Below are 26,984 nucleotides of genomic sequence, written 5' to 3' on the forward strand. Positions count from 1 at the left end.
TTATTTCCTTCCTTTTTTGGAACTCTTGGAGAGAATGGAACGAAGGTTATCAATTTCTGATTCAGAAAGCTTGTCGTTTTCTATATATGCAGACAGCATGGCAGTAATATCGCCATTATAAAAACGTTTCAAAAAAGAGCTGCTTTCCTGACTGATGTATTCGCTTTCTCTGACTAGGGGAGTATAAATAAATACGCGGCTTTGTTTTTCATAGGACAGAGCACCTTTGTTCACCAGACGTTTAATCAGGGTTTGTATTGTCTTAGGGCTCCAGCTCGTGGTCTGTGTCAATTTCTCTGTTATTTCATTGGTGCTGATTGGAGCATATTTCCATACAATTTTCATAACTTCAAATTCAGCTTCCGATATTTGTGGCAAATTGCTCATGTTGAATGTCTCCTTAAATCTTACGAATGTAATAATTATATTATAGAGGGAGAAGGAGAAAATGTCAATGAGCCAGGTAACTGTGAAATTATTACAAAAATAAAGTAAAAATGCGTGACAAAATGGGAATTCTGCACTATAATTAGTATATATTTATGGGCAGAAAAATGAAAATACAGAAGAGGGAGGTTTTTACAATGAGTCATTTACCACTTACTGTTCGAGTTCCTATCGAAGAAGACAATCCGAGTATATGTCGAGACGAGGAAAAATGTATTAAGTGTGGCATGTGCAAGGAAGTGTGTACTACACAGATAGGAGTGCATGGAACCTATACATTTGAAGACACAGAGGGAAAGGCAGTTTGTATCAACTGCGGTCAGTGTGCAAATGTATGTCCGGCAAATAGCATTACAGAAAAATATGAATATCCGAATGTAAGAGAAGCAATTAATAATCCGGATAAAATTGTAATTGTTAGTACATCACCATCTGTCAGGGCGGCGCTTGGTGAGGAATTTGGAATGCCGGATGGAAGTTTTGTTCAGGGAAAGATGGTTGCGTTGCTCAGAAAGCTTGGTGTTGATTATGTTCTTGACACGAACTTTTCTGCCGATCTTACTATCGTAGAAGAAGCAAGTGAGCTCATAGAGCGTGTCACAAAGCAGACAGCACCACTTCCGCAATTTACCAGTTGCTGTCCGGCATGGGTGAAATATGCAGAAATGTATCATCCGGAGATATTACCGAATATATCTACTGCGAAGAGCCCAATCGGTATGCAGGGACCAACAATTAAGACATATTTTGCCAAGAAAGTTGGCATAGATCCAAAAAAAATAGTAAATGTAGCACTTACTCCTTGTGCGGCGAAGAAGTTTGAGATTCGCAGAGATGAAATGAGTGATGCGGGCAAATATTATGGAGATGCGACCATGAGAGACATGGATATGGTTATTACCACGCGAGAGCTTGCAAAATGGGCCAAGGAAGAGGGCATTGATTTTGTATCTCTTGAGGACAGTGACTACGATAACCTTATGGGCGAGGCATCAGGAGCCGGTGTTATTTTTGGAAATACCGGCGGTGTAATGGAGGCTGCTCTTAGAACCGCGTATGAGTATATTACAGGAGAAGATGCACCGGATGTGCTTTTCCAGCTTGAGCCGGTAAGAGGCTATGATGGAATCAAAGAAGCAACCATTAAAATAGGAGATTTAGATGTAAACATTGCAGTTGTTTATGGCACGGCAAATGCTGAGAAAGTTATTGGTCAGATACAGAATGGGGTGAAGCAGTATCATTTTGTTGAAGTTATGACTTGTCCGGGTGGATGTATTGGAGGCGGGGGCCAGCCGAAGGACATCACGAAGGATAAGGATGAAGTAAGAAAAGCCAGAATCGCAAGTTTGTATACGAAGGATGAGGCTATGACAGTAAGAAAGAGCCATGAAAATCCGGATGTTAAGAAGGTTTATGAAGAGTTTTACGGAAAGCCCTTAAGTGAGATGGCAGAAAAAATGTTACATACCTCATATGAGGATAAAAGCTCCATTTTTAAGAACGGGAAAATGAGTCAAAAAATAAAAGAAGAAAGAAAAGGAGAAGGGAAAATGAAAACTTGGAAATGTAAGATTTGTGGATATATTTATGAAGGAAATGAGTTGCCGGCAGATTATACCTGTCCGGTATGTAAGCAGCCTGCATCATCATTTGAGTTAGTTGGTGAGACAAAACCTACAAACAAATATGCTGGAACACAGACCGAGAAAAACTTAGAGACCGCGTTTGCCGGAGAATCACAGGCTAGAAATAAATATACATATTTTGCATCCGTAGCAAAGAAGGAAGGCTATGAGCAGATATCAGCCCTTTTCTTAAAGACGGCAGATAATGAGAAAGAACATGCAAAGATGTGGTTTAAAGAGTTGAACGGAATCGGTGATACACCGGCAAACCTCGCAGCTGCAGCAGACGGTGAGAACTATGAGTGGACAGATATGTATGATGGTTTTGCTAAGACTGCAGAGGAAGAAGGGTTCCCAGAGCTGGCAGCTAAGTTCAGAGCAGTAGGTGAGATTGAGAAGCATCATGAAGAGAGATATCGCGCACTTCTTAAAAATATCGAGACAGCTCAGGTATTTGAGAAGAGTGAAGTAAAGGTATGGGAGTGCCGTAACTGTGGTCATATTGTAGTAGGAACCAAGGCTCCGGAGGTATGTCCGGTATGCAATCATCCACAGAGCTATTTTGAAGTTCATGAGGAGAACTATTAATAGTAATGTATTTACAGGATTAGCAGAAGCAGGGAAAATATATGGAACAGTAATTTTCTATGCTTCTGCTACGCCTTTATGTCAAGAACAAAAATTTAATATTGACATACCATAATATAAATGATATCCTAAATTAACTCTTTGCACTGCATATAAATCTACAGTACAAACTGAACAGACCATTGGCGTTTGTCAAGGAGTCGGGCCATAGGATGGCAGTGGAATCTTTTCATCCACGGGACAGTAGTTGCTAATACTGATTCGTGGGTGATTTTTTTATCTTTATAGCATTCGCTAAACATTCCCACACATATTTAGTGCCATAGAGCTATCTGATTTATTATGACTTGAAAAATCCGTAAACAAAAGATTTTTTAAGCGCCAATTTGTGCTTTGCACAGGTTCAAAACATATTAAGAAAGGGTGGCTGACAATTATGGAAAAAAACAAATTAACAGCAAGCAACAAAGTAACAGAAAGTGAATTTAGGAGAATAGCAAACAGGGTATCTTGTATTACCATTTTACAAAATGCATTGCTATCTATTTTCAAACTTTTAGCAGGAATTTTTGCAAATTCCAATGCTATGATAAGTGATGCAATTCATTCTGCATCTGATGTGTTTAGTACGATTGTGGTTGTTATAGGCGTGAAACTTGCATCTAAGGATTCTGATAAAGATCATCCTTACGGGCACGAACGTTTAGAGTGTGTGGCGGCTATTGTTTTAGCGATGGTATTGTTTTTTACGGGGCTGGAAATCGGTGTACAGGCTGTGAAGGATATCATTTCCGGAAATTATGGTGGTTTAGAAGTTCCGGGAGTACTGGCCTTGGTTGCAGCAGTGGTATCGATTATCACAAAGGAGATCATGTACTGGTATACAAGACATTATGCAAAGAAAATTGACTCCAGTGCATTGATGGCGGATGCGTGGCACCATCGTTCCGACGCCTTATCGTCTGTGGGAGCATTAATCGGAATTGGTGGTGCAATGCTTGGATTTCCTGTTATGGATTCTGTTGCCAGCCTTGTCATTTTTATATTTATTGCTAAGGCAGCTTATGACATTTTTAAAGATGCAATGGATAAGATGGTAGACCATTCCTGCGATGAAGATACGGAAAAGGAAATCTATGATTCTGTTATGAGTCATTCGGAGGTTTTAGGTATAGACTTGCTACAGACACGTATTTTTGGGAATAAAATATATGTAGATGTGGAAATTCAGGTAAATGCATCATATACTTTACAAGAAGCCCATCAGATTGCGGAAGAGGTACATGAAAATATTGAGCAGAATTTTTCGAAGGTAAAACATGTTATGGTACATGTAAATCCGGCGAAGTGAGGGAGGATTTAGATATGCAAAATGATAATACTACACCTAATATGCATGAGGAGGAGCGCAAAAAGGCAACAGAGAATGTATATAAGTCTCTGAAAAAAGGTGGTGTCAATTACTTCCCTTTAACAGTTCCTAAGCATATTCAATTACTGAAACAAACAGGATTTCAGCATGTTTATGTATTCTGGTATAGTTATATGCAGATGGGGATTTATGGAGTGAAGTAGAATTTGGAGCTAAATGAGAGAGTCTATGGTTTGTGATGGAGTTATGAAGAATAGCGGAAACCATAGAATCTTTTTGAGTTAGGAGCGACGGGGACAGGACTTGACATTGAAAAAATAATTGCTATAATTATAGGTAAATAGTTCGGTAGTGAACAAATAATAACAGATGCTCTAAAGGAGCATTTGTTTTTAAAAACAAACTAGCACTCGATGAATGAGAGTGCTAACAAAGAAGAAAGGAGAAGCATATGGAAGAAAAGAAACAGTTAATGGAAAGTCCGGACATCGCTACATTATCGCATGAACTTACCTATCGAAGATATTTGATGAACAAGGGTAAGATATGGGACTTTTTCAAGAAGATGAGTATACCGGAGTATATCGCATTGCACAATATTTCAGTAAATGAAGAAATGTCATCGATTTATGAAGGGCGAACCTATCTGAAGGAGTTGTCCGAGAAAATGGAACTTACCATTCGCCAGACCTCGAAGATGGTAGGCGAGTTAAGGGATAAAGGTCTGGTGAAGTGGTCCCATGATGGAAATGGAAGCGAAGGAACTTATGTGACCATCACAGAACTGGGGCAGAAACTGTTAAAAGAGCAAGAGGATATTTTAAAAGAATATTATGGAAATGTAATAGAAAAATTCGGAAAAGACAATTTGATTCAGTTACTGCATTTGATGAAACAGTTAGAAACTGTTATGAGTAGCGAGATAGAGGAAATGGAGGTGCTTGAGGAACATGATGAATGCAATTGAGGATTATGTGAAAAAGCAAGAGGAAATTTGCAGAAAGAATGATACCATTGCACCGCGTCTTTATGATGAATATGGCGTAAACTGTGGTCTGCGAGACGAGAATGGAAAGGGTGTTTTGACCGGACTTACGAATATTTCTAAAATAGTATCGTCTAAAATTATTGATGGGGAAAAGATTCCTTGTGATGGGGAACTTTGGTATCGAGGTTATAGAGTTGAGAAGCTGATTGGAGAACTTGGTCCGGAAGAGATGGGATTTGAAAAAATTGCATATTTACTTCTTATGGGAGAACTTCCGGGAAAAGAGCAGGAGGAAGAATTCCGTCAATACATTGGAAATGCCAGAGCACTTCCTACTAATTTTACAAGAGATGTCATTATGAAGGCTCCTACCGAAGACATCATGAGTTCTATGACAAAAAGTATTCTGACCCTTGCATCCTATGACCCGAATGCGAAAGATACAAGCATCAGCAATTCTTTGAGACAGTGTATACAGCTGATTAGTCAGTTTCCGTTGTTAGCAGTATATGGCTATAATGCGTTCAATCATTATGAAAAAAATGCAAGCATGTTTATACATCATCCGGACCCGGAGCTTTCCACTGCTGAAAATATTTTAATGATGATGAGACCGGAAAAAACGTTCTCGAAAGTAGAAGCGAAGGTATTGGATACTGCATTAATTCTGCACATGGAACACGGCGGAGGAAATAACTCCACCTTTACCACCAGAGTAGTAACTTCTTCCGGTTCTGATACCTATTCCACCATGGCAGCAGCAATGTGCTCTCTGAAAGGACCAAAACATGGTGGAGCCAATATCAAGGTCATGGAAATGATGCAGGATATCCGGGAACATGTATCGGATTATTCGGACAAAGAGGAAGTTAGTGCATATCTCGAGAAAATCGTAGATAAAGAAGCATTTGACCATAAAGGCTTGATATATGGAATGGGACATGCAGTGTATTCCTTGTCAGACCCACGAGAAAAAGTATTTAAGAAGTATGTAGATGAACTGGCAAAAGAAAAAGGAAGAGAAAAGGATTTGCTTCTTTATGAAAATATAGAAGAAGCTGCCCCAAAAATCATAGGAGAAAAGCGACGTATTTTTAAGGGAGTAAGTCCGAATGTTGATTTTTATAGCGGATTTGTATATGACATGTTAGGAATTCCTCAGGAGTTGTATACGGCAATGTTTGGGATTGCAAGAATTGTTGGATGGAGTGCACATCGCATTGAGGAATTAATTTGTACCGATAAAATCATTCGTCCGGCTTATATGAGTGTGATGGAGGAAAAATAGGAAGACAAAGTGCAAAACATTTTATAGAACATACCATATTAGGAACAACTAAAATGGAGTATTTTATGAATTGTGATTGTAATAGGAGTCGAATAGACTGGGGACCCAATCCCTGTGTTATGGATGTGGAGCGAAGTTCCATGCAAAATAAAAATTTTCGCACAGCTATTTGGACCGGAAGTCATATGCAAATGACAGTAATGTGTATCCCTATGTATGGTGAGATTGGACTTGAAATGCATGAAGATACAGATCAGTTTATCCGAGTAGAGCAGGGAAATGCTGTTGTGAAAATGGGAACTTGTAGGAGGCAACAGGAGTTTCAAAGGGAGATAGGTAGAGGTGATGTTGTTTTTGTTCCGGCGGGAACTTGGCATAATATCACTAATGTGGGACGATGCCCACTAAAGGTATCTTCTATTTATGCACCGCCGAATCATCCAAGGGGAACGGTTCATCGGACAAAGGAAGAGGCAGAAAGAGAAGAATATTAAGAAATCGAATAAAACAGGAATTGGCAGGATTCTGCTGATTCCTGTTTTACTCGAATTTTACTTGACAATAATTTTGGGGTAGGGATATAATACTCTACGGCAAAGTGAGATGAAATGTGTCACAGCAATAAAAGTGGTATACGAAAAGGAGGAGAAAATAGTGGCATTTTTAGACGATTTTGGAAAGAAAATATCTCAGGCAGGTCAGAATACACTGCAAAAGACAAAGGATATGGCGGACGTAGCCAAAATTAATTCTCAGATATCAGATGAAGAGAAGAGAATTAATGATACATATTTTCAGATTGGGAAGCAGTATGTAGAATTACATGCATCAGATTGTGAGGAAGCCTTCAAGGGAATGGTACAGGCAATCGCAGATGCGGAAAATAAAATTAAAGAATATAAAGAACAGATACAGGATATAAAGGGTATCGCACGTTGTCCAAAATGTGGCGCAGAGGTTGCAAAGGGAGCACTTTTCTGTTCCGCTTGCGGAGAAAAGATGCCGGAGCAGCCGGTTCAGGAAGAAACCATTGCACAGGTGGAAGAAAAGAAGTGTTCTAACTGCGGAGCAGTTATCATGGAGGGAGCATTATTCTGTGCAGAGTGCGGAACAAAGGTGGAGTAGTTTACATTATATGTAAAAATATTTAATAATAAATGAGGAGGCAGTTTATGCAAAAAACAAAGTTAGGAATTTCAGTAGGATTATTAGGAGCAGCAGTATATTTTAGTTGTCTGTTTGGAGGATATACACCAGTATTTTTACTTGCTGGATATGTTCTGTTATTTGAAGAAAATGAATGGTTGAAAAAAGCAGCTGTGAAAGCAGTTGCGTTAATGGTTACGATTGGAGTATTAATAACTGTAATTGGATTGATTCCGGATGTACTTGGATGGCTTTCTGATTTCCTGTTAATCTTTGATGTTTATTTTAGCGCAACTACTGTGAATAATATCTTTAATTCTGTTATAGGAGTAATTGATATTGCTAGAACAGTGTTCTTCCTGATCTTAGGTCTTAAGGCACTGAATCAGGGAACAATAACTGTTCCGGTTGTGGATAATTTAATCAATAAGTATATGGCTTAATTGAAATTAAGAAAATGGGCGAAGAGATATTCTTCGTCTATTTTTTTGCTTAAATATCAAAGAGTTTCCCAACAGTTGATTTTGTATCGAAAAGTATCGCGCTAATCCATTGCGAAAAATAATCGTGTCACGTATACTTAAAGCATCAGATATCTGGGAGGGAAGAGATGAGTACATTAAGAATTTCAGAAAATATTGTTCGTATGCGACGTGAAAAAAAGATTACCCAGGATGAACTTGCGGCGTTTGTGGGAGTAACAAAAGCATCTGTTTCTAAATGGGAAACGGGACAGAGTATGCCGGATATTCTGTTGTTGCCACAGTTAGCATCTTTTTTTGATGTTACAGTAGATGAATTATTAGGCTATGAACCGCAACTTAGCAAAGAACAGATTAAGTGTTGCTATCACAGGCTGGCAGAGAAATTTGCAGAACATCCATTTGAAGAGGTGATGCAGGAAAGCGAGAAACTAGTAAGAAAATATTATTCCTGTTATCCTTTTTTATTACAAGTCTGTGTACTTTGGTTAAATCATTACAATTTGTCAAAGGATCAGAACCGCCAGATAGAAATTTTAGAATCCATATCCGGTCTTTGTGAACACATTTTGGAAAATTGTAAAGATATTGGAATCTGCAATGACGCAGTGGGCATCAAAGCAATGGTCGAGATTCAGTGTGGTAAGGCGGCAGAAGTAATTGAGTCATTAGAGGAAATTTTAGATCCAAATCATATGCAAGGGGAAAAAGAAGATATTCTGATACAAGCATATCTGATGACAGGAGATATGGAAAAGGCGGATTATTTTACACAGATTGCTATGTTCAAAAATGTATTGGCATTAGTGGTAAACGGAACACAGCTTATGATGATTCATGGTCAGCAGTTGGAACTGTGTGAAAAAGTTATGAAGCGGATAGATGCCATCATAGAGGTATTTCAATTAGAAGCGTTGCACCCGAATTCTATTGCAAATTACCAATATCAGGCAGCAATTACCTATTGTATTCAGGGGAAGGAAGAGGAGACATATCAGCGGTTAGAAAGTTTTGTAGAACTTGTTATTAGATTACTGCAAGAAGGTATTGTCCTTCATGGGGATGATTTTTTCAACCGCTTAGATACTTGGTTTGAAGAACTGGATTTAGGTGCCAAAGGTGTGCGTACAGGAAAATTCGTGATAGAAAGTGCAGTTGCAGCATTGGAGAATCCGGTGTTAGCAACATTGAAGCAAGAGAAGATACATGAACTTAAGGGTAGATTGATGAAAGAGGAGGAAAAACTATGAATATTCAGGAGATGTTACCATTTTTAATTCCACTTATTATTGCAGAAGCAGTGTTATTGATTGTTACATTACGACATATTTTAACTCATGATACCTATAAGAGAGGTAGTAGAACATTGTGGGTTGTTGTTACCATAGTAGGAATGGAGTTTATAGGACCAATTTTATATTTTCTACTTGGCAAGGAGGAAGCGTAGATGGATATACTGAAGGTTTCTAATATATCAAAGAAATTTGGCAGTAATCAGATTATTGAAGATTTAAGTTTTTCTGTAAAGGAACATTCCATTTATGGATTTATCGGACAGAATGGAGCCGGAAAGACTACTACCATGAAAATGATTTTAGGGCTGCTTCCAGTAGACAGCGGAGAAATTATGGTAAATGGGGAGAAGGTAAAATACGGTCAGAACAGTACCAATCGCTACATTGGTTACTTGCCGGATGTGCCGGAATTTTACACCTTTCTTACGCCGATGGAATATCTGACCTTGTGCGGAAATATTACGGAAATGGAAAAAAGTCAGATAAAGAAAAAAACAGAAAGTTTGTTGGAATTAGTAGGATTAAGTGAAAAGGCAAATAAGCGAATTCATGGATTTTCCAGAGGAATGAAGCAACGTCTGGGAATTGCCCAAGCATTATTGAATGACCCGAAACTTTTAATCTGTGATGAGCCAACTTCTGCACTGGACCCTTTGGGGAGAAAGGAAATATTGGACATTTTGTCTCAAGTGAAGGAGCATACCACAGTAATTTTCTCTACCCATATTTTGTCAGATGTAGAACGAATTTGTGATGAAGTGGGATTGCTCCACAAAGGAAAATTAGCAGTGGGCGGTACCATAGAAGAGATTCGACGAATGCATCAGGGAGACGGATTTGAGATAGAATTTCGAACACCTGCTGAGATGGGACAGTTTTTAACGAGAATGCCCGGTGGAACACCTATAGGAAATACGGTATTGTGTTATTCCGGAAATGCAGAACAAAAGATGAAAGAAGTATTTGGTGTGCTGGCTGAAGTGGGAAGTACACCTGTCCGCATAGAGATGCAGGAGCCAACCTTGGAAAGCCTGTTCATGGAGGTGATTGGAGAATGAGAGTTTTAACTGCATTTATTCAGAAAGAAGTAGTGGAGTTATATCGTACCGGAAAACTGGCACTTCTCTTAATCTTGTTTATATTGTTTGGAATCATGAATCCGGCAATGGCGAAATTAACACCATGGCTTATGGAAATGTCTGCAGAAAGTCTGGCAGAGAGCGGAATGGTACTGGGCGAGGTGACAGTAGACGCCATGACGTCTTGGGCACAGTTTTATAAAAACATGCTTATTGTATTTATTGTTTTTGTTATTTTATCCAGTAATATCCTGACCAATGAGTATCAAAAGGGAACACTGATAAATATGCTGACCAAAGGATTATCACGATGGAAGGTCATTGCGGCCAAGACATTTGTAATGATTGCATTTTGGAGTATTTGTTATTGGATACATTTCGGAATTACTTATGGCTATACGGTATACTTTTGGGATAACAGCATTGTTTCGCATACGGTAATGGGGGCATTGTGCCCTTACTTGTTTGGAATCTGGTTGATTACCCTTATTTTTTTCTGGTCGTCATTTGTGAAAGAAAATATCGGGGTTTTGACAGGAACCGGAGCAATCGTTCTTGTGTCCTATCTGACAGGGATGATTTCTAAGGTGGGAAAATATTTGCCGACGCAGTTACTGTCTTCCGGAGAACTGTTGACAGGGGCAACACAGCCATCGGATTATTTGGGGGCAATAGTTGTAACGATTGGAATATCTGTAGTATGTATAATCTTGTCCATATTGTTTTTTAATCGTAAAAATGTGTAAGATAGATGCTATTAGCGCAAGGTAAAAATTGGGAAGAAAATGGATATCAATCAAAAGAGAGGAAACAGAAAGATGAATAAAAATAAAGTTACCAATTGGATATTATTAATTACATTAATTATCGTATTTGTCAGTGGAGTATTGATACGCCCTATGGGAGATTCTATGATGATGTTGGCGGTACACAAGCTTTCAGCAGTTATTTTTGTGGTATTTAATATTGTGCATATATTGCAACACAGAAAGAGAAAGGGGAACAGTTATGTTTCATAAGAGGTTGTTGCGGGAGTTTCGTGAGAATAAGAAGTATGTAACTGGTATGGTCATTACCCAATGGATCATGCTTTTGGCAAATGTACTGCTTATGCTTCAGACCGCAAAGTTTGTCTCTGCTATGGTGCAGGGAGAAGCTTTGCGGGGACAGGCTGTCACATTGTTAATTGTGCTACTTGTAGTTGTACTGGTGCGTAGCGTCATGTCTCATTTAAACTGCAAATATTCCTTTGAAGCATCAAAATTGGTAAAGAGTCGGTTGCGTACCATGATTTATGAAAAACTGATGCGTTTAGGCAGCAGATATCGAGAGGAATTTCAGACTTCTGAAGTGGTACAGATTAGCACAGAGGGAGTGGAACAACTGGAAATCTATTTTGGAAAATATGTACCTCAATTTTTCTATAGTATGCTAGCACCTATTACATTGTTTGTAATTGTAGGAACCATGAGCCTGAAAGTGGCAGTGGTATTGTTGGTATGTGTACCGTTGATTCCGGTTTCTATCGTGGCAGTTCAGAAATTTGCCAAGAAGATGTTGACAAAATATTGGGGAACTTATACAGAACTGGGAGATTCTTTTTTTGGAATGTCTGCAGGGACTTACTACCTTGAAAATTTATCAGGCAGATGAGCGTTATGCCAAAAAAATGGATGAAGAAGCTGAGAAATTCCGCAAGGTTACGATACGTGTATTGATTATGCAGTTAAATTCCATCAGTATCATGGATTTGGTAGCTTACGGTGGAGCAGCAGTAGGTATTATTTTGAGTATTTTGGAATACCAGAGAGGAAATATCAATCTGGTACAATGCTTTTTTATCATTATGATTTCATCAGAATTTTTCCTACCGCTTCGACTTTTGGGTTCCTTTTTCCACATTAGAAGAAGTAATCGAGGCAGCGAAAAAAGCATCTATACATGAGTTTATTAATTCTTTACCTCAAGGGTATGATACGAAGCTTAGTGAGCTTGGAAATTCAGTTTCCGGTGGAGAACGTCAGCGAATCGGAATCGCACGAGCTTTTCTTCATAATGCGGGAATCATATTGCTAGATGAGCCAACCAGTAATATTGATAGTCTGAATGAAGGAATTATCTTAAAGAGCTTATTGGAGGAGAAAAAGGACAAGACCATCGTGCTAGTGTCTCATCGGAAGTCTACTATGGGGATAGTGGATGAAGTGACACAGATGTAAGAAAATTTCTTGTCATGTGATAAAATATTTATTATAATCAACACATAGATAGGTTTCTTTCCTGTACTGTTTCAGCGGTAGGAGGAACATATGGGAAAAACTTTTCAAGAATTAGATTTAAGCAATGCGTTTTTATTTTCAGCAGCATTGGAAGATCCAGAAACATGTCAGATTGTACTAGAGATTATTATGGGGTGTAAGTTACCTAAAGTTAATGTACATGCAGAACATAGTATTTTAATTAACTCTGATTTTCGTAGTGTGCGTATGGATATTTATGCAAATGATGAAATGCAGGTAAATTACAATTTAGAGTCTCAGAATGAGAATGAAGGAAATCTAGCAAAAAGAAGCCGTTACTATCAGGCAGAGATGGATGTGTCATCGCTAAAACCGGGTGAAGACTTTAATGAGTTGAAGCCCGGATATGTGATTTTTATTTACGCGAGTAGCGATGAGAATGCCATGCTTGCATGGGCATTCGAGGAGCACCGCGATAACGAGTGAAACTCGCAAAGCGTGTTTCATCTCGTTTGTACTTTCGATCCTTTTGGCGAAGGTCTGTATCGTTATACTTTTGAAGAGCGATGTCTGGAACGGGATATTGCGTTAGGAGATGGCACGAGAAAAATATTCTTGAGTACAAAAGGAAAGAATAAGCAAGAGGTTCCGTTGGAATTAGTGCATTTTCTGGAATATATGGAAAATACTACAGATGAGTATATTGCGACGGTAACAGAAGATTCTATTATTCGGCTACATAACAAGATAACGGAATTTAAGAAGTGGAGAAATTTGGAGGCGAGATATATGACGTTTGAAGAATTGTTAAATTCCAGAGAGAAAAAAGGGAAAGCATTGGGAAAGGCGGAAGCTATCCTTGAGTTATTAGAAGACTATGGAATTATTCCAGACGAAATCAAGGAAAAAGTTTTAGTGGAGCGGGATATTGAGATTTTAAAGAAATGGCATAAGCTTGCAGCCCGAGTTACATCTATTGAAGAATTCACAGAAAAAATGTAGTTTTATTATTCAAATGAGAAAGAGAAAATAAATGTCTATTAGAGCAGAGTATTTCTGCGCTATCGAAAAACAATTCGTTATGATTCACAATTAAAGTAGAAAGAGCAGTACAGGAAACCTATCTAAACAGAGATAAGCAATCTGAAAAAAATCACCCAAAATCCTCTTGACATATTGCTGTAGCGGTGGTACATTTATAATAAGTTAAACGGTTAAGCAAACTTGCGAATTGTGCAGTTTGCTTAAAATTTACCATGATGCTTAACCGATTAACTAGAAGAATTAGAAAACAGTCAAAATGAAAAAGAAAGGTAGAGGAGAAGGATGAAAAGAAAAAGTTTAATGATTGTTTTAGCAGCATTGGTACTTTCCATAGGGACTGTGGGATGTGGTAACAATGAAACAAACACAGGAAGCAACACGCAGGAAGAGGGAAAGGAAGATACCTGTAAGGTAACGTTTTATGATTCTGACGGAAAAACAGAGTTAAAGACCCTGGAAGTAAAGAGCGGAGAATGTGCAGAAGAGTATGTACCGGAAAAGGAAGGATTTGTGGGATGGTTTGCAACACCTCAGATGTCACATCGATTTGACTTTTCTACACCAATTACAGAGGATACACAAGTATTTGGTGGATTTGTGACTTATGTGGAAGACACCAGAGAATATTCTGTGGTAGGAAGTGGAACAAGTCCGGTATTGATGGAATCTAACTGGGGAAAAGTATTCGGTGATGCTCAGAAGATGACCAAGGAAGACAATGACGAGGCAAATGTTTATACCATTACGTTAGATTTGAATGAAGGTGATGAATTCCAGTTTGCGACCAATTCCAGTTGGCACAACCAGAGAGGATATGGCTATTTAGAGAGTATTTCTAAGGATGGAAAAGAATATTTTGCGAATTCCGGTGGATTAGGCGATGTAAGTACCAAGCGTTCCAATATCAAATGTGCGGTAGCAGGAAATTATACCTTTACCCTGACTACATATCCGGGTGAAGATACCTATGAAACTGATAATTCCAGTTATACAGAAGAAAATAAAGAGGCATTTAACATTAACGCTTATGATGTGATTACATGGACTTATAATGGTGAAAGTACAGCTGACAACGGAGACACAAAGACCGATTATTATATCAAGGGCGCTAAGATTACCGGATGGGAAGATGTTTATACCGACGAAACAAAGTTTACAGAGGAAAATGGAATCTATACACTGACCGTAGACTTAGAAGAAGGGGATGAATTCATGTTCACTTCCATGGTAACTGTTGGAGAGACCAGTGGAGTAGGAACAGAATATATTCGTTATAGCAACATTGCAGTAGATGATTTGGAAAGTCAGTCCTTTGTAACTGGTACAGATAGTGCTAATCTGGTAGCAGGTCAGGCAGGAACATATACATTTACTTATGATGCATCTACAAAGGTATTGACTGTAAATTGTCAGTAAGACTATACCAGAACATTGTGTTCCTCAATAGGAATACGTTTGATGGCATTTTCCATACAGGAAAATAGAACCTCAGCTTTCTCGGTGGTAAGCGTTGGAAGATAGCAGACCTTCGTATGGTCTTTGAAACAATCATACAGGGTCTGTTCTACCACCAGAAAGTTCTGATTTGGAAGAGCGGAAATATCTGCAAAATCCTTTATATAAACGATGTTTTGAAAAAGAGGTTTCAGATATTCCTTCCGTTCCAGATTAGGTGTTTCTAACAGTAAAAGAGCGTAATCCTCTGAATGAAAATATGCACGAGCCTGTTGAGCCATTTTTTCATAATCCGAATTAACCTGGAAAAACAACGGGTCATTGATCATACAGTCCAGAGCAATCAGGGGAGCAAAGTTATTGTCACCAATTTGGCGGAAGTATTCTAAAGAAACATCATAACACAGAATCGCATCTGCATGGTCGAATTTTTCCGTGTAGGTGTCACTTAAATAAATTAAGTCATAGTTCTTTTCATGAAGAAAAGAGGATAAAAAATTGATAAAATGCAGTTGTTCTGCATTTTTCAAGGTTGAAAAATCAGGAGTTACATAAAGCGCAACCATACCACTTCTGCTGGTGGCAAGAGCTTTCGCAGATTGGTTTGGGGTGTAGCCTAACAGGTTGATAACCTGTAGTACTTTTTTGCGGGTTTTGTCGCTAATTCGTTTGTCATTTCTTTCGTTGATGACATAGGAAACAGTGGCAACAGAAACCCCCGCTTCTCTGGCTACGTCTTTGATAGTGATGTTATTTTTCATTTCAATACGCTCCTTTTGCTCCTGAGTTAGTAATTTTGTTATATAGAATTTTGGAAAATTTGTCAACTAGAAAGTACAGGAAAGGAAAAAAGACATGAATGAATGTGCAATGTTGCATATCCCGGATTCCCGTTATTGTTTTGCAACCGGAGAAAAGGAGTTAGTGCTTCGACTTCGGATGGCGCGAGAAGATGAAAAAGCAAAGGTTTTTCTGGTATATGCGCAGAAATATGATTTTACCTTCTGTCGGAAAAAATTGCCGATGGAAATTAAATACAGTGATAGACTTTATAATTATTACGAAATCAAAATGAGGCTTGAAGATGTAAGATTTGCCTACATTTTTCAAATAGAAGAGGATGGAAATACATGGTACTTCAGTGAGGATGGCGTCACAAAAGAGTATAAATTTGAAGAAGGGTTTTACAATTTCTTCCAAATGCCCTATATTAATAAAAACGATGTCATGGACACAGTAGACTGGATGAGAAGTGCTGTGTTCTATCAGATATTCGTAGAACGTTTCCGTCAGGGAAATGAAAAAAAGGACACCAGCTATATCAACATGAAGTGGGATGAAAAGCCAACCCCTAAGAGTTTTGCCGGAGGAGATTTGGCAGGAATCATCGAAAAAATGGACTATTTGAAGGAGCTTGGAATCAATGCTTTGTATCTGACACCGGTATTTCGTTCCATTTCCAACCACAAATACGATATCATTGATTATTTTACGGTGGACCCACAGTTTGGAACAAAGGAAGAATTAAGACAGCTGGTAAAACTGGCACATGAAAATGGAATTCGCGTAGTACTGGATGCGGTATTCAACCATTGCAGTATGGAAATGCAGCAGTTTCAGGATGTGTTGGAAAAGGGAAGAGAATCCAGATTTTATGATTGGTTTATCATTGACGGAGATTTCCCGGAACCGGAAAAAATGAATTATGAGTGCTTTGCAGCATGTAACTATATGCCGAAGTTGAATACAGCAAATGAAGAAGTACAGGATTTCCTTTTGGAGATTGCAATATACTGGATTCGGGAAGTTGATATTGATGGATGGCGTTTGGATGTATCAGATGAGGTTTCTCATGATTTCTGGAGAAGATTCCGTAAGGCAGTAAAAAAAGAAAAACCGGACAGTGTCATTATCGGGGAAAATTGGCATGATGCCTATGCTTATCTTATGGGCGACCAGTACGACAGTATTATGAATTATGCATTTACCAAAGCATGTCTGGATTATTTTGCAAAAGGAGTATTTTCTGCAAAGGATATGGCAGATAAGTTAAATTCAAATCTGATGCGAAATACAGAGCAGGTAAACCGTATGATGTTGAATCTACTGGATTCTCACGATACCCATCGTTTTTTTACGGAAGTAAACAAAGATAAAGACAAGATGCTGGCAGCCATTGCATTGGAAATGGTGTTTGAAGGAGCGCCATGTCTTTACTATGGAACAGAACTCTGCATGGAGGGTGGCTATGATCCGGATTCCAGACGAGGATTCCCATGGGATACTAATTCCTGGGATATGGATTTCCTAGAGAAAGTAAAGGAATTAATCCGCATTCGAAAACAGCCGGCAGTTCAGTATGGCGAAATCAAAATTGAGGAAGAGCAGGAAATGCTTCATGTAGAACGCATGTGGGAGAACAGCAAAATTATTTTAAGAATTAACATGACAGAGGAAGAAAAGAAAATTCCAAAGCAACCGGAGGAAACGGTACTTTGTGAAGATAATAGGTTTTTAATAACCATAACAGAGGCTTGAGAGGGAAAGGATTGGTGTAAAGATGAAAAGAAAGAGTGCGTTGTTTATGGCAGTCATTATGGGAATCTCCGTACTGACAGGTTGCGGAGGTGATTCCGGTGAAAAAAAGGACACGGCAAATACCGGACAGTCAGCAAACAGTGTGTTTACCGGGGAGTTGGAGGAGAATGTAACCATAAGAGTGTTGGAAAATGATACGGCAATTTCCAAAGGATACTTTGACGAGCTTATCAATGCCTTTAATGAAGAGTATAAAGACAAGGGAATTACTGCGGTAGATGCAAATATGGATCAGTATTTGGATCTTGCAAATGACGGACCTTATGGCTATGGACCCGACGTATTATATCAGGCAAATGATATCATTATGCAGTATGCGGACGGAAAACATATTTATCCTCTTCCGGTAGAATCTATGGAATGTTATGAACAGATACCTGAAACTGCGTGGGATGCCTATAAGACAGAGGTAGACGGCAATACATATTACTGCGGTGTTCCGGTAAATGTACAGGCACCAATGCTTTATTATCGTACAGACCTTTTGCCGGCAGATTGGGAAACAACTTGGGATGATGATGGTAACAAAGTGCCGGATATGATTGAAAACTGGAATGATATGTATGCATTTTCTGTTGCAAGACATGGGGAAGATTCCTCTAAGTATGGTTATATGAAGTCACTGTATGATGTATATTTTTCCGGTGGATTCCTGTTTTCTTATGGTGGATATGTGTTTGGAGATAACAATACCAATCCGGAAGATATCGGATTTTCCAAGGGAGAGGCAGAGAAGGGCGCATGGGTGTTATCTCAGCTTGCGTCTACCATGAATGAAGAGTGTATTGATGATACGATTACCACCAATGCATATAGCAAATTAGCAGATGGAACTTACTTTGCAACTATTTCTACACCGGATGTTTATTCCACATTTTTAGATGAGTTGACGATGGAATATGAAAAGGAAGGATTAACCACAGAAGAGGCAAAAGCAAAGGCACAGGAAAATCTGGTAATGACTACGTTGCCACAACTTCCGGAAAGTGGTGATTTAACAGAAGAAAATCCGACACTGATTGATACTAAGACCATGGGTGGAATAAATGGTTATGCGGTCAGTGCGTATACGAAAGCACCAAATGCCAGTCTTGCCTTTGTAGAATTTGCAGCTGACTATGAGATGCAGGTAAAACGAAGTGAGATGCTTGGAGTTGCACCGGCAAGAGAAGATGCGGCAGAAGAAGTAGGAGGAGTATCAGAATTACTGTATCAGAATCTGGAAAAAGGAACCATCGTGTTGATGCCATCGATTCAGGAAGTGTCACAGATTTGGACTCCGGCACAGACTTTTTTCACTGATTTAGCAAAAGACGCTTTCCGCAGTGAGAGCGAGAAAAAGTATCCGGATATGGCATCCATGAAAGCTGGATTGGAAGCTGTGGACGATCAGATTTACGATGCAATCTTTACCTTGAAGTAAGGAGAGGAAGAAATGAAAGAAATAATAAAAAACAGCAACGGAAAGACAAAGCTGTCTATGATTATTATGGGAGCAGGACAGCTTGCCTATGGCAGAATCGGAAAAGGTCTGCTGTTCCTGCTGTCGGAAGTCAGTATATTATATTATTTTATCAGTCGGGGAATTGAGGACCTAAAAGGGTTCTTTACCTTAGGAGAGCAAAAGGGGGATGCCTGGCTGGGAATTCAGGGAGATAATTCTGTTATCATGCTTTTGATGGGAATTTTCGCATGGATTGTGATAGCTGCTTTGGTGTGTCTATATCGTTGTAATGTCAAAGATGCTTATCATATGCAGAAACTTGAACAGCAGGGAAGACCTTTGCCAACATTTCGGCAGGAACTTTCCAGTTTGTTAGATAAAAAGTTTTATGCGACAGTATTGGTACTTCCTGTGGTTGGGGTATGTATTTTTAATATACTTCCCATCATCTTTATGATTTTAATTGCTTTTACCAACTACGGCGGAGATATCGTTCCCCCTGAACTGGTGGACTGGGTGGGAGTTCAGAACTTTTCAAAACTGCTGACATTGTCACAATTTGCTCCTACCTTTTTCAAGATTCTGGGTTGGAATTTACTGTGGGCAGTATTGTCTACAACGCTAAACTATTTTGCAGGATTAGGATTGGCGTTGTTATTGGATAAAAAATGTGTGAAAGGAAAAGCATTCTGGCGGGCATTTCCGGTGCTTGCTTATGCGATTCCGGGATTTATTACCTTGCTTGCATTTAAGTTTATGTTCTCTTATGGAGGTCCAATCAATCAGTTGATTACGGCAAGCGGAGGAACAGCGATTGGTTTCTTGGATTTGGATGCAAAATGGTCCGCAAGAATTATCGGACTTCTGGTGAACTGCTGGATTAGCGTTCCGTCCATTATGCTTCTTGCAACAGGAATTTTGTCGAATCGTGATGAATCGTTATATGAGGCGGCAAGAATTGACGGAGCAAGCAAATGGAAACAATTTCAGAAGCTGACACTTCCTTTTGTATTGTTTTCCACTATGCCGGTATTAATCGGTCAGTTTACCGGAAATTTCAATAACTTTGGAATTTTCTACTTCTTAAGAGGTGGATTGTATCTGGATGGATATTTCCTTGCCAGTGACACGGATTTGTTGATTAACTGGTTGTATAACTTGTCCATTGATAATAATTATTATTGTATCGGTGCGGCAATTAGTTTAGTGATTTTCATTATTACATCCATAATTTCATTAATTGTTTATGTGAAATCACCATCCTATCGAGAGGAGGATACTTTCCAATGAGAAAAAAAAGAAGTACCGGAAAAGTGGTGGACACTACCATTACCTATATACTGTTAATCGTAGTGGCATTTATATTCTTTTTTCCTTGCCTGTGGCTGATATTGGCATCCTTTTCAAAGTCAGGAACCATTTATTCCTTTGAAGGATTTTTTCCAAAGGAATACAGCTTGGCAAGCTTTCAAAAATTATTTACAGATACATCAATGTATAATTATCCGCAGTGGTTTTTCAATACATTGTTTGTTGCAGCCGGAAGCTGTATTTTAGGAACATTTTTAACTATCTTGACAGCTTATACCATGTCAAGATTTGAGTTTAGAGCAAGAAAGCCTATCATGAAAACAACCATGGTGCTTGGCATGTTTCCATCCTTTATGGGAATGATTGCAGTTTATCTTCTGATGACACAGTTTAATCTGATCAATCATCTTTGGGGATTGATTCTAATCTATAGTGCTGGAGCACCGATGGGATATCTGACACAGAAAGGATTTTTTGATACGATTCCCAAAGCCGTAGATGAGGCGGCAAGGATTGATGGAGCTACGAATTTTCAAGTATTTACCAAAATCAATTTGCCGTTGTCAAAGCCGATTATTGTATATACAGCATTGACTTCCTTTACATGGCCATGGAGTGACTTTATCTTGCCAAAACTGTTATTAAAAGAAAAGAATCTCTATACGGTAGCGGTAGGCCTGATGAGTCTGGATGAGACAGAATTTGCAAGATTTGCAGCAGGAAGTGTCTTTATTGCAGTTCCTATTGTATTGTTGTATTTCTGCCTGGTGAAAAACATGGTGAACGGAATGGCTGCCGGAGCTGTGAAAGGATAATATTAATGTAGAAAAAGATTCTAAAAACCTTGCTTTACTGAACATAAAATAATGCAGTAAGGCAGGGTTTTTTTATATCATAGAAAGCTCCTTGACTTCAGTACGGGAAAACGTTAAAATGAAAAAGAGTTGTGGGTGAGTATCAGTAAATGAGGGGATACTCTATCTCTGTCAGTCGCCAGAGTACTAATTCAGTAAAATATTCAAAGAAACAAATGGAAATGTAGAAAATCAGAAACTGCAAGGGATAGAAATATCTTGAGACAGTTATATTCTGATATAAAATTATATATTAACTTACAGATAAATAGTAGCGAGAGGAGGAGTGGGATGACGATTTATCAGTTGAGAAGTAAAATTAGGAACCTAAAGGAGCAAATTGCAGACTGTGAAGGTGAGGCGGTATCGTGTAGAAATAAAATAGAATTGCACGAAATTGTGCTATCAAGGGTGCAAAACAGTCGGAATCAGTTTGAAGAGTTATTATATGTAAGAAGAAACAAAATAAGGAGTATGCAAGATAAGTATCCACATATGTCCTTTGTAAAAGGTTACCAGGAGGATTTGAGCAGTTTTTTGGAAGGTTCCGAATACCAACGGACAATGCAGGGGTATGACCAGACAGAGTGGAACCTAAAAAGCAACAGAGAAGCATTGGCATGCCGCGAGAGTGATTTGAGATATGAGATACGGGCAAAGGAAGAAGAATTAGAGCGTTTACAAAGAAAATTGAGACAAATGGAGCAGGAAGAATGAAGAAGAGTGAGACATTAGGATATGATTTGATTGTGGATGACGAGGAATTAAATGTAGAACTGGAGAGGATTTACCAGAGGGCGGTCAAGTATGAAGAAACATTGAAACAATATGTAGAGATATTAAAGAACGTGGTAACAAATTCTGTAATAGAAGGAAACGTCGCAAAAAATTTAAAATTTTTTTATATCCAAGTTTTGACGTTGCAGGGAGAAATTGAAGAAATTGTAGCCATGATACAGAGATTAACATTAGGCTATGAAAGTGCCATAGATGAGGCGGACAGTTATTTATATTATTAGACAGGAGAATGGAATGAAAGAGATACGCATCAACACATATAAGCTGAAGCAGGATGTGGCAAAAATGGAGGGGCTACAGGGGGCACTTAAAACAGAGCAGTCCGAACTGCAACTGGTAGGAAAAGGAAAGACCCCGGAGCAGGTGCAAGCAGCAGAGGAAAAACTCAATGCAATATGTAACAGTTTAGAAGGTTTAATAAATCAAACCATGTTAGCATTAAAGGGAGTAGAAGAGAGAGTGGAAAGTGCAGACTATGAGGTGGCACGGGCATTTGAATCTACGCAATAAAGGGAGAGAGTATGAATAGGGACTTTTCACAGGAAAAAATAGACCAACTTTGGGATGAGGTTAATGATTGTACAAGTAAGTATTTGAAAGACTTAGGACAGATTGTTGATTTGGAAGAACCGGATATTGTGACATCTGTGGTGTGTGCAAAGGCAATCCGGGATTTTCAGGAAAAGTTGGAAGAAAAAGAGATTTTATCAGCAAACAAACTGGTAGAAATCATCAAGAATGTAAAAGAAGTAGATAAGACTTTTGAGGGATATTTGAAAACACTCAATGAACAACTGGATGCTTATGATAAAAAAATGCAATTAGTGACGGAAATGTTGAAACCGGAAAAATTGTCTATGAACAATACCGCATATATAAATGAGATATTGGCAATTGGGAAGGAATACCAGAATACCAAAGAAAACAGTCAACTTATCAATGTAGAGATATGGCTGAATCCGAATTACAGGATGAGTGAAGATGATCTGGTCATAGCGCAAGAACTGCTGGATGAATATTTTGCAGAAGGGACGGAAGCAGAAAAGCGGTTTTTTGCAGAAAGTGAATATGACTGGATAGAAGAAATGGCAAATGACGATTGGACAGATGAGGAATGGCATAGATACCAACTCATGTGCGCACTGTATACCAAGATGGATACAATTAGAAGCATTAGTGCCGGTGCAGTAGAAGGAGTTCCATTTTGTGGGGAACTTTTTGACTGGTCGTCAAGAATGCAGGCAGATATCTATGGATATGAGTTTGAGGAATTATGCTCAATGGATAATGTTTTTGCTAATAGCCATACCCAGCATCCCTTTGCTACATTAGGAGGAAATATAATAGGAAATCTATTAACCTATAATGTAGCAGCAGGAGCAGCACGAAACATTCCAGGATTATCCCAGAGAATTAGTAATCTGTCTGGAAAACTTTCAACATATCCGGTTTTAAATCGTATAGGGCAAGATCATCTTACCAATATCATAGGTGGAACTTTAATAGAAACAAGCATTTCTACGGTTCCGGGAATGGTGAAAGACGTCTGGAACGGAGAAAGTGCGGATAATGTATTTCGAAATGCTGGACTGGACATCGGTCGAAATCTGTTGTTTAATATAGGAGGAGAAGCAGTCAGTGCGGCAATAGGAAAAGTGCTGACGAAAGTACCAGAGGCAGTACAAAGGATATTTCCTAAATCAGTTGAAGAAAACGCAGATGATGTGGCAGAGGCGGCGTTAAAGAGTGGTAGTAAGGCTGGTACTGTATGGGATAATATTACGAGTACAGCTGATAATATGCCTGCTACTGAAATACCTGCCACATTTAAAATTGATTTGGATGGAAACATTAATTATGTGAATCCTGAAACAGGAACGAACACATTATGGACAAATTCAAATGCAACTAAACATATGGGTGAGTATGTAAGTAGATTTGGAGAAGAAAGTTGGAGCATTGGTACTCGAAGTCAAGCGATGTTAGAAAGTTATTCTGCATCACTTAATAAGGCAATGGAAACAATAGGCACAGAGACACCTGGAAGATATTTTGGAACATATGGTAATTGGGAACTTGGCATTAATACTGAGACTGGTGTAGTATATCATGCAAGGATGATTAATTAGGAAGGTGAAAAAATGAAGATTGAAAAAGTATTTAAGAACAAAAAATATGTTCGAAAAATAGAAAGTATGGGGGAGGGGCTTGTTTTGTTTGAAATATCAGTTGTTGATAAAAGAGTAGGACAAAATTACCATTTATTTTTTGAGGATAAGCGCAAGCCTCCATTGGATATAGCAATTAATCCAGATGATGGAATGATAGAGTATATTAGCTATTTTGCTCAAGATGAAATGATTAATAATATTAGTGATATTCCCACAATTATAAATGGGGATATGGGAATTAGTATATGTAATAAGGATTTCAATGAGGATAATATGAATGTTACCGTAGATGGGAGATTCAAATTTTGGAAATTAGAAAATGCAATTTTGATATTGAAAGATGATATTGAAGAACTTGTGCTAAATGCATATAGGATTAATGATTTAAATAATTTATTGTTTCTAGGAGATGATTTCGTTGGAATAGAATTTAAAAATTTGAATCAAGAGGAAGTACTAGAAATTCATAATTCGAAATGTTTACTATAAAAATATTGTTTTTTAATTATGGTTATACTTTCGGACTCCCAACAACCTACAACTCCTGTCTGTCTATTAATTAACCATCATGGCTGTTGCGAAGCAATTAAGAATCCATGGTGTTAATTAATAGACACTAGCGAAAATATGCTGAGTTGGGTATACGTACATTACGGATTTTATATGCAGATTTATTGTAGCTATTGGTATAACAGGAAAGCCAAATGCTAGAATTATAATGATAAACAATGAAAGGAAATTTAATTGGGGATATGGGAAGATTTCGAAAGAAGTGACAAAGAATAAAATAGCATCATAATTAAATTGCCCTTGCTTGAAAATCAGCATTGGTTGTTTTATAATATTTCTTGACTAAGTAAGGAGAAGTAGGGGTAATCTTATGAATATACAGTTTCAAATATGTGGATTAAGCATTTTATTTTTACTGATTCTATTTTATAAAAGTCACAGTACCCTCCATTTATATAAAGAGAAAGTATTTTATACGGTATTATGTATTATTACAGCAAGTTTGATGGGAGATGTTTGGTCTCTGGTGGCAATTTATTTCAGACAAAGCCTGCCATCTATTTTGGTAGAATCTGTCTGCAAACTTTATGTTATTTCCCTAATCTGGGGATCATGGTCTGCACTCATATATGTTGTTACCGATTTGCTTTCTGAGAAAGAGCACAGGAAATTGATGTTTCGATTGGCGTTGTTTGCTCTTGCGCAGAGTGTGATGATATACTTGCTTCCGATTCATATTTTTAATGAAGGAGAACAGATGTATACATATGGAGTGGCTGTTTGGTGGGTGTATATCTTTGTTGGATTGTATATCATTGCAACATTAACAGTGACTTGTGTGTTTCGAAAACGGTTAAATCCAAGGAGAAGATTTGCAATTATTCTCTGGATGATTATCTGGATGGCAAGTGCTGCTTTTCAGCTTTTTAACAAGGCACTTTTGGTGGTTGGATTTGCTAGTGCAATTGGTGTACTGATTCTGTTTGTGATTATGGAAAATCCGGAAGCAAATCTTGAGAGAAGATTAGGATGCTTTAATTCTTATGCATTAACGGAATATTTAAAGCAGTTGTATGAACAAAAAAAGAGCTTCAGCGTTCTGGAAATCTCATTTGAAAATGCAGAAATTTTGGAAGAACATAGCATGGATGCAGACGAAATGTTTAGAAAGGTGCTAAAGATTTCGAGGCATTATGATGATGTTCTTGCTTTTAAAAATATAAATTTGGGACTTGTCTTAATCAGCACAAAAGCAGAAAAACTGGAAACTGTGGGGAAAGCAATTCTTAACGGTTGTTCTGATAGTATGGTGTTTTTCAAATCAGCACTTACTGTTTTGATTCCGCAGGCAGATGTGTTTTCAGACATGGAGGAATTGTTTCGTTTTCTGACATTTGTTCGGACGGAGTGTAGGGATATAAAGGGAAGAATGATTTCTGCACAGGAAGAAATGATTGCAAAATATCAGTCACAAAGTTTGATTGAGCATGAAATTACAGATGCACTTTTAGAAGACCGAGTGGAGGTCTTTTTACAGCCGATTTATTCCAATGAGGAACAGCGGGTTACATCTGCGGAGGCATTGGTAAGGATTCGGAAGAGAGATGGAGAACTGATGTCTCCCGGAGTATTTATTCCCGTTGCGGAGGATAACGGGCAGATATTGGAATTGGGAGAGCGGGTTTTTGAAAAGGTCTGCTACTTTTTGAAAAATACAGATATGATAAAAAAGGGAATCCATTATGTCGAAGTAAATCTTTCCGTTGTCCAGTGTGAAAAGGTAGATTTAGCAGAGCGGTTGATTTCCATTATTGAAAAATATCAGATTGATCCCGGATTGATTAATCTAGAAATTACGGAAACGGCATCTATTCGGGCAAGGCAGATTCTTCTGGAGAATATGAAGAAACTGATTGATTATGGTTTTTCTTTCTCGTTGGATGATTTTGGAAAAGGAGAATCGAACCTGATGTATATGGTGGAAATGCCTGTTTCCATCGTTAAACTGGACTATGATATGTCAAAAGCATTTTTCCAATCTGAAAAGGCAAGACATGTGGTTAGAGCGGTGGTAAATATGGTACACGGAATGAAATTGAAGTTGGTGGCAGAGGGTATTGAAACAAAAGAAGAAGCGCAAAGTATGTATGAAGAAGGAATTGATTACATACAAGGCTACTATTATTCCAAACCATTGCCAATACAGGAATTTTTAATTAAAGGGACAGGCTCGTTGACGCCATAGG

General features: G+C 38.3%; 30 protein-coding genes, 1 pseudogene and 1 riboswitch. Of the genes and pseudogenes, 29 read left to right on the forward strand and 2 right to left on the reverse strand.

Translation table 11 applies throughout. From position 1 onward, the window contains the following. Positions 1 to 387, reverse strand: coding sequence for a BlaI/MecI/CopY family transcriptional regulator (locus tag BIV20_RS01065; protein ID WP_075721538.1), 387 nt, complete (start codon positions 385 to 387; stop codon positions 1 to 3). Positions 388 to 584: 197 nt separating this feature from the next. Between BIV20_RS01065 and rbr the strand changes: the two genes are divergently transcribed. The 19 genes and pseudogenes from rbr to BIV20_RS01160 all read left to right on the forward strand — a co-directional run bounded on the left by rbr (position 585) and on the right by BIV20_RS01160 (position 15,013). Continuing rightward, a complete protein-coding gene (gene rbr / locus BIV20_RS01070) occupies positions 585 to 2,663 on the forward strand; it encodes a rubrerythrin (RefSeq protein WP_075721537.1) in 2,079 nt (692 codons plus the stop codon). A gap of 160 nt (positions 2,664 to 2,823) precedes the next feature. Next, a riboswitch (NiCo riboswitch) is annotated at positions 2,824 to 2,909 on the forward strand. Between the two features lie 190 nt (positions 2,910 to 3,099). After that, on the forward strand, positions 3,100 to 4,014 hold the full coding sequence (locus BIV20_RS01075; protein WP_075721536.1) for a cation diffusion facilitator family transporter: 915 nt from the start codon (positions 3,100 to 3,102) through the stop codon (positions 4,012 to 4,014). 14 nt (positions 4,015 to 4,028) lie between these two features. Continuing rightward, complete coding sequence (locus BIV20_RS01080; protein WP_075721535.1) at positions 4,029 to 4,238, forward strand: hypothetical protein; 210 nt, start codon at positions 4,029 to 4,031, stop codon at positions 4,236 to 4,238. Between the two features lie 248 nt (positions 4,239 to 4,486). Further along, positions 4,487 to 5,002 carry a MarR family winged helix-turn-helix transcriptional regulator gene (locus BIV20_RS01085; protein ID WP_075721534.1) on the forward strand — a complete coding sequence of 172 codons (516 nt, stop codon included), beginning with the start codon at positions 4,487 to 4,489 and terminating at the stop codon, positions 5,000 to 5,002. Beyond that, a complete protein-coding gene (locus BIV20_RS01090; protein WP_075721722.1) occupies positions 4,989 to 6,311 on the forward strand; it encodes a citrate/2-methylcitrate synthase in 1,323 nt (440 codons plus the stop codon). Before BIV20_RS01085 ends, BIV20_RS01090 begins: the two co-directional genes overlap by 14 nt. 140 nt (positions 6,312 to 6,451) lie before the next feature. Further along, entirely contained in the window at positions 6,452 to 6,805 is a 354-nt protein-coding gene (locus BIV20_RS01095) for a cupin domain-containing protein (RefSeq protein ID WP_330554379.1), read from the forward strand. Positions 6,806 to 6,965: 160 nt separating this feature from the next. Beyond that, positions 6,966 to 7,436 (forward strand): zinc ribbon domain-containing protein, encoded by a 471-nt coding sequence (locus BIV20_RS01100; RefSeq protein WP_075721532.1) that lies wholly within the window; start codon positions 6,966 to 6,968, stop codon positions 7,434 to 7,436. A 47-nt stretch (positions 7,437 to 7,483) separates the two neighbouring features. Then, a complete protein-coding gene (locus BIV20_RS01105; RefSeq protein ID WP_075721531.1) occupies positions 7,484 to 7,900 on the forward strand; it encodes a hypothetical protein in 417 nt (138 codons plus the stop codon). A gap of 167 nt (positions 7,901 to 8,067) precedes the next feature. Continuing rightward, positions 8,068 to 9,189 carry a helix-turn-helix domain-containing protein gene (locus BIV20_RS01110; RefSeq protein ID WP_075721530.1) on the forward strand — a complete coding sequence of 374 codons (1,122 nt, stop codon included), beginning with the start codon at positions 8,068 to 8,070 and terminating at the stop codon, positions 9,187 to 9,189. After that, complete coding sequence (locus tag BIV20_RS01115; protein WP_075721529.1) at positions 9,186 to 9,386, forward strand: PLDc N-terminal domain-containing protein; 201 nt, start codon at positions 9,186 to 9,188, stop codon at positions 9,384 to 9,386. The genes BIV20_RS01110 and BIV20_RS01115 overlap by 4 nt, the downstream gene beginning before the upstream one ends. Continuing rightward, positions 9,387 to 10,292 (forward strand): ABC transporter ATP-binding protein, encoded by a 906-nt coding sequence (locus BIV20_RS01120; RefSeq protein ID WP_075721528.1) that lies wholly within the window; start codon positions 9,387 to 9,389, stop codon positions 10,290 to 10,292. Then, positions 10,289 to 11,059 carry an ABC transporter permease subunit gene (locus tag BIV20_RS01125; protein ID WP_075721527.1) on the forward strand — a complete coding sequence of 257 codons (771 nt, stop codon included), beginning with the start codon at positions 10,289 to 10,291 and terminating at the stop codon, positions 11,057 to 11,059. The genes BIV20_RS01120 and BIV20_RS01125 overlap by 4 nt, the downstream gene beginning before the upstream one ends. A gap of 72 nt (positions 11,060 to 11,131) precedes the next feature. Then, positions 11,132 to 11,332, forward strand: a complete 201-nt coding sequence (locus BIV20_RS01130) for a hypothetical protein (protein WP_143524564.1) — start codon at positions 11,132 to 11,134, stop codon at positions 11,330 to 11,332. Then, positions 11,322 to 11,966, forward strand: a complete 645-nt coding sequence (locus BIV20_RS01135; RefSeq protein WP_075721525.1) for an ABC transporter transmembrane domain-containing protein — start codon at positions 11,322 to 11,324, stop codon at positions 11,964 to 11,966. The genes BIV20_RS01130 and BIV20_RS01135 overlap by 11 nt, the downstream gene beginning before the upstream one ends. Continuing rightward, positions 11,944 to 12,258, forward strand: coding sequence for a hypothetical protein (locus BIV20_RS01140; RefSeq protein ID WP_278335697.1), 315 nt, complete (start codon positions 11,944 to 11,946; stop codon positions 12,256 to 12,258). The genes BIV20_RS01135 and BIV20_RS01140 overlap by 23 nt, the downstream gene beginning before the upstream one ends. Continuing rightward, positions 12,218 to 12,532 (forward strand): annotated as a pseudogene (locus BIV20_RS01145) (ATP-binding cassette domain-containing protein); the annotation flags it as partial. The gene BIV20_RS01140 and the pseudogene BIV20_RS01145, both read left to right, overlap by 41 nt. Positions 12,533 to 12,622: 90 nt before the next feature. Continuing rightward, positions 12,623 to 13,039: a PD-(D/E)XK nuclease family transposase gene (locus tag BIV20_RS01150; RefSeq protein WP_143524563.1), complete on the forward strand. Its 417-nt coding sequence runs from the start codon at positions 12,623 to 12,625 to the stop codon at positions 13,037 to 13,039. 129 nt (positions 13,040 to 13,168) lie between these two features. Next, on the forward strand, positions 13,169 to 13,555 hold the full coding sequence (locus BIV20_RS01155; protein WP_143524562.1) for a hypothetical protein: 387 nt from the start codon (positions 13,169 to 13,171) through the stop codon (positions 13,553 to 13,555). Between the two features lie 324 nt (positions 13,556 to 13,879). Further along, complete coding sequence (locus BIV20_RS01160; RefSeq protein ID WP_075721523.1) at positions 13,880 to 15,013, forward strand: SusF/SusE family outer membrane protein; 1,134 nt, start codon at positions 13,880 to 13,882, stop codon at positions 15,011 to 15,013. Between the two features lie 2 nt (positions 15,014 to 15,015). On the opposite strand, the gene BIV20_RS01165 is transcribed toward BIV20_RS01160, so the two are convergent. Further along, positions 15,016 to 15,813 (reverse strand): LacI family DNA-binding transcriptional regulator, encoded by a 798-nt coding sequence (locus tag BIV20_RS01165; protein WP_075721522.1) that lies wholly within the window; start codon positions 15,811 to 15,813, stop codon positions 15,016 to 15,018. A 94-nt stretch (positions 15,814 to 15,907) separates the two neighbouring features. Here BIV20_RS01165 and BIV20_RS01170 point away from each other — a divergent pair, with 94 nt between their 5' ends. The 10 genes from BIV20_RS01170 to BIV20_RS01215 all read left to right on the forward strand — a co-directional run bounded on the left by BIV20_RS01170 (position 15,908) and on the right by BIV20_RS01215 (position 26,983). Beyond that, entirely contained in the window at positions 15,908 to 17,590 is a 1,683-nt protein-coding gene (locus BIV20_RS01170) for a glycoside hydrolase family 13 protein (RefSeq protein ID WP_075721521.1), read from the forward strand. A gap of 22 nt (positions 17,591 to 17,612) precedes the next feature. Next, positions 17,613 to 19,073 carry a sugar ABC transporter substrate-binding protein gene (locus BIV20_RS01175; RefSeq protein ID WP_075721520.1) on the forward strand — a complete coding sequence of 487 codons (1,461 nt, stop codon included), beginning with the start codon at positions 17,613 to 17,615 and terminating at the stop codon, positions 19,071 to 19,073. Positions 19,074 to 19,085: 12 nt separating this feature from the next. Next, a complete protein-coding gene (locus tag BIV20_RS01180; RefSeq protein ID WP_075721519.1) occupies positions 19,086 to 20,384 on the forward strand; it encodes a carbohydrate ABC transporter permease in 1,299 nt (432 codons plus the stop codon). Further along, entirely contained in the window at positions 20,381 to 21,220 is an 840-nt protein-coding gene (locus BIV20_RS01185) for a sugar ABC transporter permease (protein WP_075721518.1), read from the forward strand. The genes BIV20_RS01180 and BIV20_RS01185 overlap by 4 nt, the downstream gene beginning before the upstream one ends. Positions 21,221 to 21,550: 330 nt before the next feature. Then, on the forward strand, positions 21,551 to 21,976 hold the full coding sequence (locus BIV20_RS01190; RefSeq protein ID WP_075721517.1) for a hypothetical protein: 426 nt from the start codon (positions 21,551 to 21,553) through the stop codon (positions 21,974 to 21,976). Continuing rightward, positions 21,973 to 22,278 (forward strand): hypothetical protein, encoded by a 306-nt coding sequence (locus BIV20_RS01195; protein ID WP_075721516.1) that lies wholly within the window; start codon positions 21,973 to 21,975, stop codon positions 22,276 to 22,278. Before BIV20_RS01190 ends, BIV20_RS01195 begins: the two co-directional genes overlap by 4 nt. 13 nt (positions 22,279 to 22,291) lie before the next feature. Next, on the forward strand, positions 22,292 to 22,567 hold the full coding sequence (locus BIV20_RS01200; protein ID WP_075721515.1) for a hypothetical protein: 276 nt from the start codon (positions 22,292 to 22,294) through the stop codon (positions 22,565 to 22,567). An 11-nt stretch (positions 22,568 to 22,578) separates the two neighbouring features. Beyond that, positions 22,579 to 24,186 (forward strand): hypothetical protein, encoded by a 1,608-nt coding sequence (locus tag BIV20_RS01205; protein ID WP_075721514.1) that lies wholly within the window; start codon positions 22,579 to 22,581, stop codon positions 24,184 to 24,186. 12 nt (positions 24,187 to 24,198) lie between these two features. Next, positions 24,199 to 24,717, forward strand: coding sequence for a hypothetical protein (locus tag BIV20_RS01210; protein ID WP_075721513.1), 519 nt, complete (start codon positions 24,199 to 24,201; stop codon positions 24,715 to 24,717). Positions 24,718 to 25,108: 391 nt separating this feature from the next. Further along, positions 25,109 to 26,983 carry an EAL domain-containing protein gene (locus BIV20_RS01215; RefSeq protein ID WP_075721512.1) on the forward strand — a complete coding sequence of 625 codons (1,875 nt, stop codon included), beginning with the start codon at positions 25,109 to 25,111 and terminating at the stop codon, positions 26,981 to 26,983. Position 26,984 lies beyond the last annotated feature (1 nt).

Source organism: Roseburia sp. 499, from assembly GCF_001940225.2.
GTDB lineage: Bacteria > Bacillota > Clostridia > Lachnospirales > Lachnospiraceae > Petralouisia.